This window comes from Nocardiopsis oceanisediminis, assembly GCF_048595525.1.
Lineage (GTDB): Bacteria > Actinomycetota > Actinomycetes > Streptosporangiales > Streptosporangiaceae > Nocardiopsis_A > Nocardiopsis_A oceanisediminis.
On sequence record NZ_JAFMZJ010000001.1, the window covers coordinates 2,403,648 to 2,419,883 of the forward strand.

The following is a 16,236-nucleotide window of genomic DNA, read 5'->3' on the forward strand; positions in this document are numbered from 1 at the left end:
CGGGCCGGCGCCCGCCCCGCTCCGAGGGGCGGGGCGCTCCCTTGACAGCACGGAACGCACGGCGGACCCTGTTGCGTGAAACGCCGAGCGTTGCGCAGAACGAAACGACGAGGCGAAGGCAGGGCTGCCATGGCCGCTTCTCCGACCGTCCCCCGCACCCGGTCCGGGAGGCCGCCCCGGATCGTGGTCATCGGCGCCGGCATCGTCGGGTGCGCGCTGGCCGACGAGCTCACCGCCCGCGGCCGCACCGACGTCACCGTCGTCGACCAGGGGGACCTCTACCGCACCGGAGGGTCCACCTCGCACGCGCCCGGCCTGGTCTTCCAGACCAACCCGGCCAAGGCCATGGCCGACTTCGCCGCCTACACCGCCGCCAAGTACGCCCGGCTCCGGGTGGACGGCCGGCCCTGCTTCTCCGCGGTGGGCGGCCTGGAGCTCGCCACCGCCCCCGACCGCCTGGACGAGCTGCACCGGCGGTGCGGCTGGGCCCGCTCCTGGGGGATCCCGGCCCGGGTGGTCGGCCCCGAGGAGTGCGCCGCCGCCCACCCGCTGGTCCGCGCCGACCGGGTGCTGGGCGGCCTGCACACCCCCACCGACGGGCTGGCCGACGCGCTCGGCGCCGCCCGCGCCCAGGCCGAGGCGGCCCTCTGGCGCGGCGCCCGCTTCCTGGCCCGGCACGAGGTCACCGGGATCGAGGTGGAGGGCGGGCCCGGGGCGGCCGGCCGCCGGGTCACCGGGGTCCGCACCGACCAGGGGCGGATCCCCGCCGACATCGCGGTGCTGTGCGCCGGGATGTGGGGGCCGCGGCTCGCCGCGATGGCCGGGGAGGCGCTGCCGCTGCTGCCGCTGGCCCACCAGTTCGGCCGGACCGGGCCGACCGCGGCACTGGCCGGCAACGGGCCGGACGCCGCCCCGCACCCGATCCTCCGCCACCAGGGCCGCGACCTGTACTACCGGGAGTACGGCGACCGCGTCGGCGTGGGCTACTACGGGCACCGCCCGATGCCGGTCCCCGCCGACGAGATCGGCACCCCCGACGGAACGCCCGACCTGCCCATGCCGTCCATGCGCCCGTTCACCCCGGAGGACTTCGCCCCGGCCTGGACCGACACCCTCGCCCTCCTGCCCGACCTCGCCGACACCAAGATCGAGGACGCCTTCAACGGGCTGTTCTCCTTCACCACCGACACCATGCCGCTGCTCGGGGAGTTCGCCGGAACCCCCGGCCTGTGGGCGGCCGAGGCGGTGTGGATCACCCACTCGGCGGGCGCGGCGCGCGCCGTCGCCGAACTGATCACCGAGGGCGCGTCAACCGTCGACCTGCACGCCTGCGACGTCAACCGGTTCCAGGAGCACCAGCTCGCCCCGGCGTTCGTCGCCGAGCGCGCCTGCCGGAACTTCATCGAGGTCTACGACGCGATCCACCCGCAGCAGCCGATCGAGCGGCCGCGCCCGATGCGCGTCGCCCCGTTCCACGTCCGCCAGCGCGAGCTCGGCGCGTTCTTCCTGGAGGCCTCCGGCTGGGAGCGCCCCTACCACTACGCCGCCAACGCCGAGCTCCCCGAGGCGCAGGGGGCGCCGCGCCCCGGGCCGTGGGCGTCCCGCTACTGGTCCCCGGCGATCGCCGCCGAGGCGCGCGCCACCCGGGAGCGGGTCGCGCTGTACGACATGTCCTCGCTGATGCGGCTGGAGGTCGCCGGCCCCGGGGCGGGGGAGTTCCTGGACCGCGTCACCACCGCCCGCGCCGGGCGCCCGCCCGGCGCCGTCTCCTACAGCCTGATGCTCGACGGCCGCGGCCGGCTGCTCGGCGACATCACCGTCGCCCGGGTCGCCGACGAGCTCTTCCAGCTCGGCGTGAACAGCCGGCTGGACCTGGCCCGGCTGGCCGGGCTGGCGCCGCCCGGGGTGGCGGTCCGCGACATCACCGGCCAGACCGCCTGCATCGGGGTGTGGGGGCCGCGCGCCCGCGACCTGGTGCAGCCGCTCACCGGCCACGACCTGGGCAACGGCGGCCTGGACTACTTCCACTGCGCCCGGATGCACATCGGCGAGGTCCCGGTGCTGGCGATGCGCGTCTCCTACGTCGGCGAGCTCGGCTGGGAGCTGTACACCAGCCCCGAGCTGGGGCTGCGGCTCTGGGACACGCTCTGGGAGGCCGGCCGCGGCCTCGGCGTGCTCGCCGCGGGCCGGGGCGCCTTCGACAGCCTCCGGCTGGAGAAGGGCTACCGCGCCTTCGGCGCCGACATGACCGCCGAGCACGACCCCTACCAGGCCGGCCTCGGGTTCGCGCTGCGGCTGCGCACCAAGGGCGGGTTCACCGGCCGGTCCGCCGTCGAGGCGCTCGACCCGGAGAACCCGGGGATCCGGCTGACCTGCCTGACCACCGGCCCGCCGGAGAACACCGTGCTCGGCGGCGAACCCGTCCACCCGCCCGGCTCCGACACCGCCGCCGGGTACGTCACCAGCGCCGCCTACGGCTACACCGTCGGCACCGGCATCGCCTACGCCTGGCTCCCCGCCGGGCTCTCCGCCCCGGGGACCCCGGTGGAGATCGGCTACTTCGACCGGCGGGTGCCGGCCACCGCCGCCGCCGAGCCGCTGTTCGACCCCGGCATGGAGCGGGTGAGGTCATGACCGGACGCCCCGCCCGGCGCACCGGCGGCGGGCACCGCACCCCCGGGCCGCGGCCCGCCCGGGTCCGCTCCGCGGCGGAGGAGGCCGATCCGCGATGAACCCCGACCACCGGGACACCGGCCGGCTGTGGCGCTCGCCCGAGCCGCGCGCCGGATACGACGCGGTCATCGTCGGCTCCGGCGGCCACGGCCTGGCCACCGCCTACTACCTGGCCGCCGAGCACGGCATGACCGACATCGCGGTGCTGGAGCGGAGCTGGCTGGCCGGCGGCAACATGGCCCGCAACACCGCGATCATCCGCTCCAACTACCTCTGGCCGGCCAGCGCCGCGATCTACGAGCACGCGCTGCGCCTGTGGGAGGGGCTGGAGGAGGAGCTCGGCCGCGACCTGCACTTCAGCCGGCGCGGCGTGCTCAACCTGGCCCAGTCCACCCACGAGGTGCGCGAATCGGTGCGCCGGGTCGACGCCGACCGGCTCAGCGGGATCGACGCCGAATGGCTGGAGCCCGAGCAGGTCGCCGAGCTCGTCCCGATCCTGGACACCGGGCCGCACGTGCGCCACCCGGTGCTGGGCGCCACCTACCAGCCGCGCGCCGGCATCGCCGACCACGACCTGGTGGCCTGGGCGTTCGCCGCCGAGGCCGACCGGCTCGGCGTCGACCTGGTCCAGGACTGCGAGGTCACCGGGTTCCTCCGGGACGGCGGCCGGGTCACCGGGGTGCGCACCTCCCGGGGGGACATCGAGGCGCCCCGGGTCGCGCTGTGCGCCGCCGGCCGCACCTCCCGGCTCGCCGCCGAGCTGGGCCTGCGCCTGCCGCTGCAGAGCCACCCGCTGCAGGCGCTCGTCTCCCAGCTGCTGGAACCGGTGCTGGACACCGTGGTGATGTCCAGCGCCACGCACGTCTACGTCAGCCAGGCGCCCAAGGGCGAACTGGTGCTCGGGGCGGGCATCGACGCCTACAACGGCTACGGCCGGCGCGGCTCGTTCCGCACGGTGGAGGACCAGGTCGCCGCCGCCGTCGAGCTGTACCCGGTGTTCGCGCACGCCGACGTGGTCCGCACCTGGGCCGGGATCGTCGACGTCACCCCGGACGCCTCGCCGGTCATCGGCCCGGCCCCGGTCGAGGGGGTCTACCTCAACTGCGGCTGGGGCACCGGCGGCTACAAGGCCACCCCCGGTGCCGGTCAGGTGCTCGCCGACACCGTCGCCCGGGGCCGGGCGCACCCGCTGGCCGAGCCGTTCGGCCTGGACCGGTTCACCACCGGCGCCCTGGTCGACGAGCACGGCGCGGCCGCGGTGGCGCACTGAGCGGGCCGGGCGGCCCGGAGGAGCGGAGAAGACGGGAGGAGGAACCGCGATGCTGCTCATCCCGTGCCCCTGGTGCGGGCCCCGGGACGAGTGCGAGTTCCGCTACGGCGGCCAGTCGCACATCGCCCACCCGGCCGCGCCGGCGTCGCTCACCGACGCCGAATGGGCCGACTACCTGTTCTTCCGGGACAACCCGGAGGGGCTGTTCACCGAGCGCTGGTTCCACGCGGCGGGCTGCCGCCGCTGGTGCGACGTGGTCCGGCACACCGCCGACTACCGGGTGCTCACCTCCGCCCCCTGCCGGGGCGGCCCGTCCGGGGGAGGCGAGTGGTGACAGGGCGGCGGATCAGCGGAGAGCCGGACACCTCGGTGCTCTTCGGCGGGCGCGAGCTGCCCGCGGTGCGCGGGGAGCCGCTCTCCGCGGCGCTGCTCGCCGCCGGGGTGCGCACCGCCGCCGCGGGCGTGCGCACCGGCCGGCCGCGCGGGGTGGTCGGCATCGGCACCGCCGAACCCGGCGCCCAGGTCCGGGTGGAGGCCCCGGAGTTCCGGGCGCTGGCGCCCGCCACCGGGGTGGAGGTCCGGGACGGCCTGGCCGCCGCCCCCGCGGCGGGACTCGGCCGCCTGCCCGTCGCCCGCCGCCCCCGGCCGGGGCTCCCCGTGCCCCCCGGCCGCACCCCGCCCCGGGGCGACGCGCGCTGGGCCCACTGCGATGTGCTCGTGGTCGGTGCCGGGCCGGCCGGCCTGGCCGCCGCCGCGGCCGCCGCGCGGCAGGGCGCCCGGGTGATCCTCGCCGACGAGGCGCCCCGGCCGGGCGGCGACGCGCGCGGCCTGGACCCGGCGACCGACCGGTGGATCGCCGGGACCGCCGCCCGGCTGGCCGGCGCCCCCGAGGTCCGGCTGCTCACCCGGACCACCGCCACCGGCCACTACGACCACGGCGAGCTGGTCGCGCTGGAGCGCCGCCCGGACGGAACGCACCTGCTCTGGCGGATCCGCGCCCGGCGCACCGTGCTCGCGTCCGGCTCCGTCGAGCGGCCGTTCGCCTTCGCCGGGAACGACCTGCCCGGGGTGATGCTCGCCGGCGCGGCCGCGGCCTACCTCCGCCGGCACGGCGTGCTGCCCGGGGAGCGGATCGCGGTCTCGGGCTGCCACGACGAGGCGCTGCTGGCCGCCGCCGCGCTGCACGACGCCGGCGCGGACGTCGCCGCGGTCGCCGACGCCCGCCCGGAGCCCGGCGCGGACGCGCTGGCGGAACTGGCCCGGCGCGGCATCGCGGTGCGCACCGGGACCGCGGCCGCCGGGACGGTCCCCGACGGCCGCGGCGAACTGGCCGCGGCCCTGCTCGCCCCGGTCGCGGCGGACGGGGCGGTGACCGGCCCCGCCGAGCGGGTCGACTGCGACCTGCTCGCGGTCTCCGGGGGCCACGACCCCGCGGCCGCCCTGGCGGTGCAGGCGGGCGGCCGGCTCCGCTGGTCGGAGGGGAGCGCCGCGTTCCTGCCCGAAGGGCTCCCGGCGACCACCGCCTGCGCCGGGGCGCTGACCGGGGTCCGCTCCGTGCGCGCCGCCGCCGAGCAGGGGGACCGGGCCGGCCGCGCCGCGGCGGCCGCGGCCCTGGCCGAGGGGGACGTTCCGGCCGCGATGTCGGCCCGCGGCGCCCCGGCCGCCGGCGCCGCTCCGGAGTCCGATGCCGCCTCGGACGCGGGCGCCCCTTCGGGCACCGATGCCGCCTGGGAGGCCGGCGCCGTCCCGGATGCGAGCGCCTCTTCGGGCGCGGGTGCCCTCTCGGGCGCCGGCGCCGCCTCGGACGCCGGCACCGGCCCCGGGGGCCTGCCGCCCGTGGGGCGGCCGGGCGTCGCGGGCGCTCGGACGGCGCCGCCGATGGCGCTGTTCACCGCGGTGCGGCCGGAGGCCGATGCCGCCGAGGTCTTCATCGACCTGCAGCGGGACGCGGCGCTGGACGGCGTCCGGGACGCCGTCGCCGCCGGGATGCGCTCGATCGAGCACATCAAGCGGTACACCACCGCCGGGACCGGCCCGGACCAGGGCCGGACCTCGGCCACCGTGCTGATCGGGGCCGTCGCCGGCCTGCTCGGCCGGGGTATGGACGAGGTCGGCGGGACCGCCCCGCGGCCGCCCTGCACACCGGTCCCGTTCTCCGCCCTCGCCGGGCGGGCCCGCGGCGAGCTGCTGGAACCCCTCCGGCGCACCCCGATGAACGCCTGGCACGAGGAGCACGGGGCGGTCTTCGAGGACGTCGGCCAGTGGCGCCGGGCCCGCTACTACCCCCGGGACGGGGAGGACATGCGCGCCGCGGTGCTCCGCGAGTGCGCCGCGGCCCGCGGCTCGGTCGGGATGCTGGACGCCTCCACGCTCGGCGCGATCACCGTCGCCGGCCGGGACGCCGGCGCCTTCCTGGACCGGATCTGCACCGGCACCCTCTCCACCCTGCGCCCGGGGCGCTGCCGGTACGGCGTGATCTGCACGGCCGACGGCATGGTGCTCGACGACGGGGTCGCCACCCGGATCTCGGAGGAGGAGTACCTGGTCAGCACCACCACCGGCAACGCGGAGCGGGTGCTGGAGTGGATGGAGGAGTGGGCGCAGACCGAGTGGCCGCACCTGTGCGTGCACCTGTTCAACGCCACCGACCACTGGGCGGTGGCGAGCCTGGTCGGGCCCGCCTCCCGGGACGTCATGCGGGAGCTGGCCCCGGACATGGACGTCTCGGCCGAGGGGTTCCGGTTCATGTCGGCGCGCGAGGGGACGGTGGCCGGGATCCCGGCGCGGGTGCTGCGGGTCAGCTTCACCGGCGAGCTGACCTACGAGGTCAACGTGCCCGCCTGGCACGGTCTCGCGCTGTGGGAGGCGGCGATGGAGGCCGGCCTGCGGCACGGCATCACCCCCTACGGCACCGAGGCGATGCACGTGCTCCGCGCGGAGAAGGGGCTCATCGTGGTGGGGCACGAGACCGACGGCGCGGTGACCCCGCTCGACCTCGGCATGGACTGGGCGGTCGCCAAGCACAAGGAGTTCGTCGGGAAGCGCTCGCTGACCCGGCCGGACACCGCCCGGCCCGACCGGGAGCAGCTGGTCGGCCTGCTCCCGGAGGACCCCGGGCTGCTCCTCACCGAGGGGGCCCAGCTGGTCGCGGAGGATCCGGGGCCCTCCGGAGCGGGTAGGAGAGGAGCCGGGGAGCGGACCGCCGCGCCGATCGGCCGGGTGACCTCCGCCTACGACAGCGCGGCGCTGGGCCGGACCTTCGCGCTCGGCCTGCTGCGCTCCGGGCGGGAGCGGCACGGCGAGCGGCTGTACGCGGTGCACATGGGGGAGGCGGTCCCGGTCCGGGTCGCCGATCCGGTCTTCTACGACAGGGAAGGGAGTCGGCGCGATGGCTGACCCGGAGGGTCCGGCGGAAGGCGGCGGGGGCGCGCCGGTGCGCGTGCCGGGGCAGCGGCCGGGGCGGCGCAGCCCCGCCGCCCACTTGGAGCGGCTGATGGCGGAGGCGGGGTCGCCCGGCACCGCGGTGCTGCGCGAGCTTCCGTTCCTGGCGCAGGTGGAGATCAGGGTCGATGAGGAGGAGACCGCCGCGGCGTCGCGGATGGCCGAGGGGTTCCTCGGCTGCGCGCTGCCCGCGCCGGGCCGCTCCTCGGGCACCGGCAGCCCGTACGTGCTGCACTGCGGACCGGGCTGGTACCTGGTGGTGGACGCCGAGGCGACCGGGCCGGGCCTGGCGGCCGGGCTGCGCGCCGCGCTCGGCGGGGAGTACGGCGGGCCGTGCGCCGCGGTCGCCGACCTGTCGGCGCAGCGGGCCGTCTTCGAGCTGCGCGGCCCGCAGGCGGCGGAGGTGATCGCCCGGGGGTGCCCGCTGGACCTGCACCCCCGGGCGTTCGGCACCGGGGGCTACGCCCAGTCGCTGCTGGGCCGGGCCGCGGTGGGGGTGCACCGGACCGGCCCGGAGGGCGGGGTGCCGGAATTCCGGCTGCTGGTCCGCGCCTCCTTCGCCGAGTACCTGGCGCGGTTCCTGGCCGACGCGCTGCACGGCGCGGCCCCGCCGCACCGGGTCGGCTGAGCGGCGCCCCGGCCCGGCCGTCTTTCAGGGCCGCCGGGCCCGGGGTGAGCTGCGAGGACACCGGAGCGGCCGCGCCCCGCCCGGGGCGGCGGAGGATACGGCGTTATCTTTGTGGGCATGGCTTCCAACGACCACCGCGCAGTAAAGAGTCGGAGCACCACGGCAACGGAACGGACGGAGCGGGGGTCGAGTGGTGGAGAGGGGCCGGTGAAGTCCGGCCCCGGGAAGGACGGTGCACCCGTGCAGTCGGTCGATCGCGCCATCACCGTGCTGGAGATCCTCGCCCAGCACAAGGAGGCCGGGGTCACCGAGATCGCCGCGGAACTGGGCGTGCACAAGTCCACTGCATTCCGACTGGTCGGCGCGCTGGAGCGGCGGGGCCTGGTGGAGCAGCCGGGACTGCGCGGCAAGTACCGGCTGGGGTTCGGGGTCATCCGGCTGGCCGGGACCATGGCGGCCGGCCTCGACCTCACCCAGCAGAGCCGCAGGGTCTGCGAGGACCTCGCCTCCGACCTGGGCGAGACGGTGAACATCGCCATCCCCAGCGGGGACATGGTGGTCAACATCGACCAGGTCCGCGGCTCCTCGGCGGTGGTGAGCCAGAACTGGATCGGCCGGCAGAACCCGATCCACTCCACCTCCAGCGGCAAGGTCCTCCTCGCCCACATGCGGCCCAACGACCAGAAGCGCATCCTCCGCGGCAGGCTGGAGGAGGTCACCCCGGCCACCGTCACCGACCCCGAGGAGCTGCGGGCCGAGTTCCAGGAGATCCTGGACCGCGGCTTCGCCACCGCGGTGGAGGAGCTGGAACCCGGGCTGAACGCGGTCGCCGCGCCGATCCGCGGGCTCACCGGCGAGGTCATCGCGGCGATCAGCGCCTCCGGCCCCTCCTACCGGATGGAGGAGGAGAAGCTGGACGGCATCGGCGAGGCCGTGGCCGAGGCGGGGATCGAGATCTCCACCCGGATGGGCCACATGGACCAGCACTGAGCCGCCCCCGCGCGCCGGGGTCAGCGCAGCGCGGTGGGCGCCGCGCCGCCCTGCCCGGCCAGCGCGGCGCGGACCAGGCCGACCGCCTCCTCGACCAGCTCCTCCACCGGGGCGGACACGTCGAGGACCGACCCGGCCTCATCGGCGCCGAGCGGCTCCAGCGCGGCGCGCTGCGAGGCGAGCAGCCCGGCCGGCATGAAGTGGCCGGTGCGCCGCGCCAGCCGCTCGGCGATCACCTCGTCCGGGCCGTCGGCGTGCAGGAACCGCACGTCCGGGGCGCCGCCGCGGAGCAGGTCGCGGTAGGAGCGCTTCAGCGCCGAGCAGGCCATCGCGCTGTGCCGCCCGGCCCGCTCCCGCTCGGCGATCCACTCCGCCAGCGCGAGCAGCCAGGGCCGCCGGTCCTCGTCGGACAGCGGGACGCCGGCCGACATCTTCGCGATGTTGGCCTCCGGGTGGAAGGCGTCGGCTTCGGCGAAGGGCAGCCCGAGCCGCTCGGCCACCGGCCGGGCGATGCTGCTCTTGCCCGAGCCCGAAACGCCCATGAAGACGAAGTGCATGTACTGTTTCCCTCCCCGTGGCGCGGCGCCGGAGCACATCGGCCCGGCCCCGCGGAACAATAGTGTTATCAATGAGGCGGAGCGGCACCGGGGCGGCCCCCGGCCGCCCGCCGCAGCGCCGAGGAGCCCGATGACCGCCGACGCCGACCACCGCACCCTGCACAACCGGGTCCTCGCGGAGCTCGGACCGGCGATCGCGGCCGGCGACTACGGCCCCGGGCACGTCTTCACCCTGGAGAGCCTGGCCCGCGACTTCGGCGTCTCGCGGACCGTGGCCCGCGAGGCGGTCCGCGTCCTGGAATCGATGCGGCTGGTCCTCAGCCGCCCCCGCACCGGGATCACCGTCCGCCCCGCGGCCGAGTGGAGCGTCTACGACCCCCAGCTCATCCGGTGGCGGCTGGCCGGGCCGGGCCGGATGGCCCAGCTGCGCACCCTCACCGAGCTGCGCGCCGCCGTCGAGCCGCCGGCCGCGGCCGCCGCCGCCCGGCGGGCCACCCCCGCCCAGCGCAGGGCGCTGTCCGAGCTGAACGAGGTGATGGCAGAGACCGGGCGCCGCGGCGACCTGGACCGGTTCCTCGCCCTCGACACCGAGTTCCACCGGCGCATCCTGGAGCTGTCCGGCAACGAGATGTTCGCCGGGCTGTCCGGGGTGGTCGCCGAGGTCCTCGCCGGCCGCACCCAGCACCGGCTGATGCCGGTCCGGCCCCGGCCCGAGGCGCTCTGCCTCCACGCCCACGTGGCGTCGGCCATCGAGGGCGGCCTCCCCGAGGTGGCGGAGGCCGCGATGCGCTCGATCGTGCGCGAGGTGGTCGAGGCGCTGGACGAGGCCGGCGGCCACGGCCCGCCCGGTGCTACAGCAGCAGGCTGATCCCGAAGGCCAGCGCGAAGCCGACCAGGCCGATCAGCGTCTCCATCACGGTCCAGGTGCGCAGCGTGGTCGCCACGTCCATCCGGAGGAACCGGCCGACCAGCCAGAACCCCGAGTCGTTGACGTGCGAGAGCACGGTGGAGCCGCAGGCGATCGCGATGACCACCAGTGCCAGTTCCACCCCGCCCATGTCCGGGGAGGCCTCCACCGCCGGGGCGACCAGCGCGGCGGCCGTGGTCAGCGCCACCGTGGCCGAGCCCTGCGCGACGCGGAGCGCCGCGGCGATCGCGAAGGCGGCCACGATCACCGGCAGGCCGGTGGACTCCAGGGAGGAGGCCAGCGCCTCGCCGATGCCGCTGGCGCGCAGCACCCCGCCGAACATGCCGCCCGCACCGGTGATCAGGATGATCGAGCAGACCGGGCCGAGCGCCCCGTCGACGAGCCGCTGGACCCTGTCCTTGGAGAACCGGCCCCGGCCCAGCACCGCCATCGCGACCAGGGCGGTGGCCAGCAGCGCGACCGGCGCCTGGCCGATCAGCTGGAGGGCCTGCACCCAGGCCGCGCCGCCGTCCAGCACGCCCGCGGTGGCCAGGGTGGCGGTGCCGGTGTTGAGGAAGACCATCGCCATCGGCATGAGCAGCAGGCCCACCACGGTGAGCAGGTGCGGCGGGCGCTCCGGGCCGTCCTCGGCGGCGGCAGAGGCGCCGTCGTCGGGGACCGGCAGCTCGAACCGGCGCCCCGCGTACACCGAGTACAGGTAGCTGCCGATGTACCAGGTGGGGATGGCCAGCACGGTGCCGACCAGCAGCGTGGTGCCCATCGGCGCGCCGAGCATGTCGGCGGCGGTGACCGGCCCGGGGTGCGGCGGCACGAAGGCGTGCATGACCGCGAAGGCGCCCGCGGAGGGCAGCGCGTAGTACAGCACCGACCCGCCGAGCCGGCGGGCCACGCTGAACACGATCGGCAGCATCACGATGAGCCCGGCGTCGAAGAAGATCGGGAAGGCGAACAGCAGCGAGGCGACGCCCAGCGCCAGCGGGGCGCGCTTCTCGCCGAACGCCCGCACCAGCGCGTCGGCCAGCACCGCGGCGCCGCCGGTGACCTCCAGCATCCGGCCGATCATCACGCCCAGGCCGACCAGCAGGGCGACGTTGGCCAGGGTCGAGCCGAAGCCGTCCAGCAGGGTCGGCATGATGTCGGCGGCGGGGATGCCGGTGGCCAGCGCGACCAGCAGGCTGACCAGGATCAGCGCGACGAACGCGTGCAGCCGCACCTTCATGACCAGGAAGAGCAGCACGGCGATCGCGCCGGCCGCGATCCCCAGCAGCGGCCCTGTGCCGTAGGCGGGTTCGATGGTTTCCACGGGGCCTCCGGACGGGAGAGAGCACGGCCCGGCCGCGCCCTTCGGCGTGGCCGGGGTAACATTCAGGCAATGGTAATACCATTTGTGAGGTTCTGTTGGCACCCCCGTAAAGAGCTGTGAACCCGGCGGAGACCCCCGCGCCCGCTGCGGCCGGGCGGGTGTGAAGATCCGAAGGCCCCGCACATGTGACCCGATCGATACCGGCCCCGCGCCCGCTCCGCCCGCCCCCGGGCGGGGGCCGCCCCGCGGAGGGCCGGCCCCGGGCCCCCGGGCCGGACCCCTTCTCCCCGGGGCCGCTCCGGACGCCGGCCCCCGCCCGCGCCGCGGCCCGGCCGCCCCCGCCCTCCGAGCGGCCCGCCGCCCCCGCCGGCCGGCGGCCGGGATCCGGGGCGGCCCAGGCTGGACAGGATCGGGGGATCCATGTAAACCAATCGGTAACTTCGTGGCGCCGGGGTCCGGCGGCGGGGCAGGGTAGGGCCCGCACCACCCGTGCAGGTAGGGATCGCAGTGCAGACGGACCGGGGCCGCCTCCGGGAGACTGGGGGGCGACGGCGCGGCGGACGGGAACGGGAAGAAGCAGGGCGGATGCACAGGCTGATCAACCAGGTACGCCCCTACGCCTGGGGAGACACGGCGGCGATACCCCGGCTGCTCGGCGTCGAGCCCGACGGCACCCCGCAGGCGGAGCTCTGGATGGGCGCCCACCAGGCCGCCCCCAGCTCGCTCGCCACCGACGAGGGGCCGCTCGGCTTCGAGGAGTACATCGCCGCGGCGCCCAAGGAGGCGCTCGGCCGGCGGACCGTGGACCGCTTCGGCGAGCGGCTGCCCTTCCTGCTCAAGGTGCTCGCCGCGGACGCCCCGCTCTCCCTGCAGGCCCACCCGGACGAGGCGCGGGCGCGCGCGGGCTTCCTCGCCGAGGAGGAGGCCGGCATCCCGATCGACGCCGGGCACCGCAACTACCGGGACCCCTTCCACAAGCCCGAGCTGGTGCTGGCGCTGGAGCCGTTCGAGGCGCTGTGCGGCTTCCGCGACCCGGTCTCCGCCCTCGGCGACCTGGCCGGGATCCGCTGCGAGCTGGCCCGGCTGATCCGCGCCGACCTGGCCGCCGCCGACCCGCACCTGGCGCTGCGCTCCGCGATGACGCACCTGCTCACCCTGGACGAGGCCGACCGCCCCCGGCTGCTCGGCGAGTTCATCGGGGAATGGGCCGAGCGGGGCGGGGGCGGCCACCACGCCACCGTGCTGGAGCTGTACCACCGCTACCCCGGCGACCCGGGCGCCGTCGCCGCCCTGCTGCTCAACCGGATCACCCTGCGCCCCGGCGAGGCGCTCTTCCTGCCCGCCGGCAACGTCCACGCCTACCTGCGCGGCACCGCCGTGGAGGTGATGGCCAGCTCGGACAACGTGCTGCGGGCCGGCCTGACCGGCAAGCACGTCGACGTGGCCGAGCTGCTCGCGGTGGTCGACTTCTCGGTGCTGCCCATCCCCTACACCCGGCCGGTGCCGGTGCAGGGGCGGCGCGAGTACCGCCCCGGGGTGGAGGACTTCGCGCTGTCGGTGCTGGGGCCCGGGAGGGTCTCGGCCGAGCTGCCCGGCGGGGCGCCCTCGGTGGTGCTCGCCCTGGAGGGCGGGGCGGAGCTGAGCGCGGAGTGCGGCGCCCGGGTGGCGCTGCGCCGCGGGGAGTCGGTCTTCGTCCCGGCGCGCAGCGGGGCCGTCGCGGTCGAGGGGGAGGGGCACCTGGTCGCGGCGACCGTCGGCCTCTGAACCCTCGGAGATATCTCCCCAAGAGTGCCGATACGCTGGTGCACCGTTGCCTGGAACCGCTTACGGGGAGAACGAAGAGATGGCGCTCGAACGTCCCGAGATCGACTTCATCGGCGGCCCGCCGCCGGCCGAGCTGCAGGTCGAGGACATCACCATCGGCGAGGGCGCGCAGGCCGTGCACCGCTCGCGGCTGGCCATGCACTACGTCGGGGTCGCGCACTCCAGCGGGGAGGAGTTCGACGCCTCCTGGAACCGGGGCGAGCCGCTCCGCTTCCAGCTCGGCGTCGGCCAGGTCATCCCCGGCTGGGACCAGGGCGTCCTGGGCATGCGGGTGGGCGGCCGCCGCAGGCTGGTCATCCCGCCGCACCTGGCCTACGGCGACCGCGGCGCCGGCGGCGTGATCAAGCCGGGGGAGACCCTGGTCTTCGTCATCGACCTGGTCGAGGTCGGCTGACCGGTCCCGGAGTGCTCTGCACCGTGCTCCGCACCGGCGGAGCGGCGGGGCGCGGCGTCCGCCCGGGCGCCGCGCCCCCGCCTTTCCCGGGCCTCCCGGGATCCCCTCGGCCCCGGGAGGCCCCGCGCACCGGGCGGTGCGCGGCCGGGGTCAGTCCAGCGAGGAGCCGACCTTCACCCGGCCGGTGAGCAGGTCGCGGGCGATGGTCCGGCGCTGGATCTCGTCGGTCCCCTCGTAGATGCGGAGCAGCCGCAGGTCCCGGTACCAGCGCTCGATGGGCAGCTCGCGGGTGTAGCCCATGCCGCCGTGGATCTGCATGACGCGGTCGACGATCTCGTTGGCCTTCTGGCCGCCGTAGAGCTTGGCGATGGACTGGTGGTGCCGGGAGTCGAGCCCCCGGTCGACCTGCCAGGCGGCGCGGAGGACCAGCAGCCGCAGCGCCTCGGTCTCCATCTCGGAGTCGGCGATCATCCACTGGACGGCCTGGCGGTCGGCGATCGGGGCGCCGAAGGTGCTGCGCTCGTTCGCGTAGCGGACCGCCATCTCCAGCAGCCGCTCGCAGGCGCCGATCGCGCGGGCGGGCAGCAGGTAGCGGCCCTTGCCGATCCACTGCATGGCCAGGGCGAAGCCCTTGCCCTCCTCGCCGAGCACGGCGGAGTGCGGCACCCGCACGTCGGAGAAGACCAGCGAGGCGGGGCGGCGCTCGCCCATGGTGTCGATCGGCTCGGAGGTCCAGCCCGCCTCCCGGTCCACGATGAAGCAGGTGACGCCGGCGTCCGCGCCCTTGTCCGGGTCGGTCACCGCGAACACCAGCGCGAAGTCGGCCTCGTCGCCGCCGGTGATGAAGGTCTTCTCGCCGTTGATCACCCAGTGGCCGCCGTCGCGGACCGCGCGGGTCCGGATCGCCTTGGCGTCGGAGCCGGCCCCGGGCTCGGTGATGGCGAAGCAGGACCTGCGGGTGCCCTCGATCGTGGGGACCAGGTACTCCTCGCGCTGCTCCGGGTCGGCATGGAAGAGGATGTTGTCCGCCTCGCCGCCGAACTTGAAGGTGATGAAGGTGCGGCCGAGCTCGGCCTCGATGACGGCCGCGGTGACCGCGTCCAGCCCCATGCCGCCGTACTCGACCGGCGTCTGCACCCCCCAGAAGCCGGACGTGCGGGCCAGCGCGCGCAGCTCGCGGTTCTCCTCGGCGGTCAGCCCCGGGGCGGCGCCGTCCCGCTCGCGGCGGAGCACCTCGTTCTCCAGGGGCATGATCTCGCGCTCGACGAAGGTGCGCACCCAGTCCCGGACGTCCTTCTGCTCCTCGGTCAGTGCGAAGTCCACCATGCTGTCGGCTCCGTTCCGCGTTCCGCTCCCGGCCGCCCCGGCGGGGGCGGTGCCCGGACCTGGAACCTAACGTTGTTCGGTTAATGTGACCATAGGCCGCCCCGGCCCCGGCCGCAAGAGGGCCCTGCGAACCCCGGCGGAGCGTGGTTAGATCGCCTCACGGCCGGAGCGCCCGGAGCCGCCGCGGCTCGGCGGGCGCGCCGGCGGAGCAGCAGTCGGAGCAGAGAGGCAGCCGTGGCCCGTCCCAAGACCCCGATCCTGAACCGGCGGGGGATCCGCGCCGCCGCGCTCGCGCTGGTGGACCGGGACGGCCTGGAGGGGCTGTCCATGCGCAAGCTCGCCCAGGAGCTGGAGGTGCAGGCCGCCTCGCTCTACAGCCACTACCGGACCAAGGACGAGCTGCTCGCCGACATCGCCAACGAGATCATGGCCGACGTGGACGTCTCCGGCTTCGCCGGCGGCGACTGGCGGCACGGCCTGGTCGCCTGGGCGCGCTCCTACCGTGCCGCGCTGGCCGCCCACCCCAACCTGGTCCCGGTCATCGCGGTCGGCCCCGGCCTGCGCGACCAGGCCCTGCGGCGGGCCGACGCGATCCACGGCGGCCTGGTCGCGGCCGGCTGGCCGCCCCGGCACGCCACCATGATCGGCGCCTCCACCAAGTACCTGGTGGTCGGCGCCGCGATCAACTCCTTCTCCCGCGGCTTCTCCGACGACGTCCAGGTCTACCGGGACCGCTACCCCAACCTCTTCCAGGCCCACCGGCTCGCCGAGCACGCCGCCGAGATCGACGCGGAGAGCTTCGAGCTCGCCCTGGAGTCCTTCCTGGCCGGCCTGGACCTGCTCTACGAGAAGGTCCGCGAGGAGCCCGCCGGGCAGGGGTGAGCCGGGCCCGGCCGGGCCCG

Annotated in this window: 13 protein-coding genes; 10 read left to right on the plus strand and 3 right to left on the minus strand. The window is 76.1% G+C overall.

The genetic code is table 11. From position 1 onward, the window contains the following. Window positions 1–129: 129 nt before the first annotated feature. The 6 genes from J0910_RS10780 (at window position 130) to J0910_RS10805 (ending at window position 9,002) form a co-directional block, all read left to right on the plus strand. The gene (locus J0910_RS10780; RefSeq protein ID WP_420158368.1) at window positions 130–2,634 is read left to right on the plus strand and encodes a GcvT family protein; all 2,505 of its coding nucleotides are present in this window, start codon (window positions 130–132) and stop codon (window positions 2,632–2,634) included. A 94-nt stretch (window positions 2,635–2,728) separates the two neighbouring features. After that, entirely contained in the window at window positions 2,729–3,943 is a 1,215-nt protein-coding gene (locus J0910_RS10785; protein ID WP_420158369.1) for a sarcosine oxidase subunit beta family protein, read from the plus strand. A gap of 49 nt (window positions 3,944–3,992) precedes the next feature. Further along, window positions 3,993–4,277 carry a sarcosine oxidase subunit delta gene (locus J0910_RS10790; RefSeq protein ID WP_420158370.1) on the plus strand — a complete coding sequence of 95 codons (285 nt, stop codon included), beginning with the start codon at window positions 3,993–3,995 and terminating at the stop codon, window positions 4,275–4,277. Next, on the plus strand, window positions 4,271–7,339 hold the full coding sequence (locus J0910_RS10795) for an FAD-dependent oxidoreductase (RefSeq protein WP_420158371.1): 3,069 nt from the start codon (window positions 4,271–4,273) through the stop codon (window positions 7,337–7,339). The genes J0910_RS10790 and J0910_RS10795 overlap by 7 nt, the downstream gene beginning before the upstream one ends. Next, on the plus strand, window positions 7,332–8,012 hold the full coding sequence (locus J0910_RS10800) for a sarcosine oxidase subunit gamma (protein ID WP_420158372.1): 681 nt from the start codon (window positions 7,332–7,334) through the stop codon (window positions 8,010–8,012). Before J0910_RS10795 ends, J0910_RS10800 begins: the two co-directional genes overlap by 8 nt. A 240-nt stretch (window positions 8,013–8,252) precedes the next feature. Next, window positions 8,253–9,002, plus strand: a complete 750-nt coding sequence (locus tag J0910_RS10805) for an IclR family transcriptional regulator (protein WP_420158373.1) — start codon at window positions 8,253–8,255, stop codon at window positions 9,000–9,002. 20 nt (window positions 9,003–9,022) lie between these two features. On the opposite strand, the gene J0910_RS10810 is transcribed toward J0910_RS10805, so the two are convergent. Next, the gene (locus tag J0910_RS10810; RefSeq protein WP_420158374.1) at window positions 9,023–9,559 is read right to left on the minus strand and encodes a gluconokinase; all 537 of its coding nucleotides are present in this window, start codon (window positions 9,557–9,559) and stop codon (window positions 9,023–9,025) included. A gap of 130 nt (window positions 9,560–9,689) precedes the next feature. Here J0910_RS10810 and J0910_RS10815 point away from each other — a divergent pair, with 130 nt between their 5' ends. After that, a complete protein-coding gene (locus tag J0910_RS10815) occupies window positions 9,690–10,427 on the plus strand; it encodes a FadR/GntR family transcriptional regulator (protein ID WP_420158375.1) in 738 nt (245 codons plus the stop codon). On the opposite strand, the gene J0910_RS10820 is transcribed toward J0910_RS10815, so the two are convergent. After that, a complete protein-coding gene (locus tag J0910_RS10820) occupies window positions 10,411–11,790 on the minus strand; it encodes a GntP family permease (protein WP_420158376.1) in 1,380 nt (459 codons plus the stop codon). The genes J0910_RS10815 and J0910_RS10820 overlap by 17 nt on opposite strands. A gap of 585 nt (window positions 11,791–12,375) precedes the next feature. Between J0910_RS10820 and manA the strand changes: the two genes are divergently transcribed. Next, a complete protein-coding gene (manA, locus tag J0910_RS10825) occupies window positions 12,376–13,554 on the plus strand; it encodes a mannose-6-phosphate isomerase, class I (protein WP_420158377.1) in 1,179 nt (392 codons plus the stop codon). A 79-nt stretch (window positions 13,555–13,633) separates the two neighbouring features. Continuing rightward, complete coding sequence (locus J0910_RS10830; protein WP_420158378.1) at window positions 13,634–14,008, plus strand: FKBP-type peptidyl-prolyl cis-trans isomerase; 375 nt, start codon at window positions 13,634–13,636, stop codon at window positions 14,006–14,008. Between the two features lie 150 nt (window positions 14,009–14,158). Here the strand turns inward: J0910_RS10830 and J0910_RS10835 are convergent, their stop codons facing one another. Further along, window positions 14,159–15,334, minus strand: a complete 1,176-nt coding sequence (locus J0910_RS10835; protein ID WP_420158379.1) for an acyl-CoA dehydrogenase family protein — start codon at window positions 15,332–15,334, stop codon at window positions 14,159–14,161. A 234-nt stretch (window positions 15,335–15,568) separates the two neighbouring features. Here J0910_RS10835 and J0910_RS10840 point away from each other — a divergent pair, with 234 nt between their 5' ends. Next, the gene (locus J0910_RS10840) at window positions 15,569–16,216 is read left to right on the plus strand and encodes a TetR/AcrR family transcriptional regulator (RefSeq protein WP_420158380.1); all 648 of its coding nucleotides are present in this window, start codon (window positions 15,569–15,571) and stop codon (window positions 16,214–16,216) included. The last annotated feature ends 20 nt before the right edge of the window (window positions 16,217–16,236 follow it).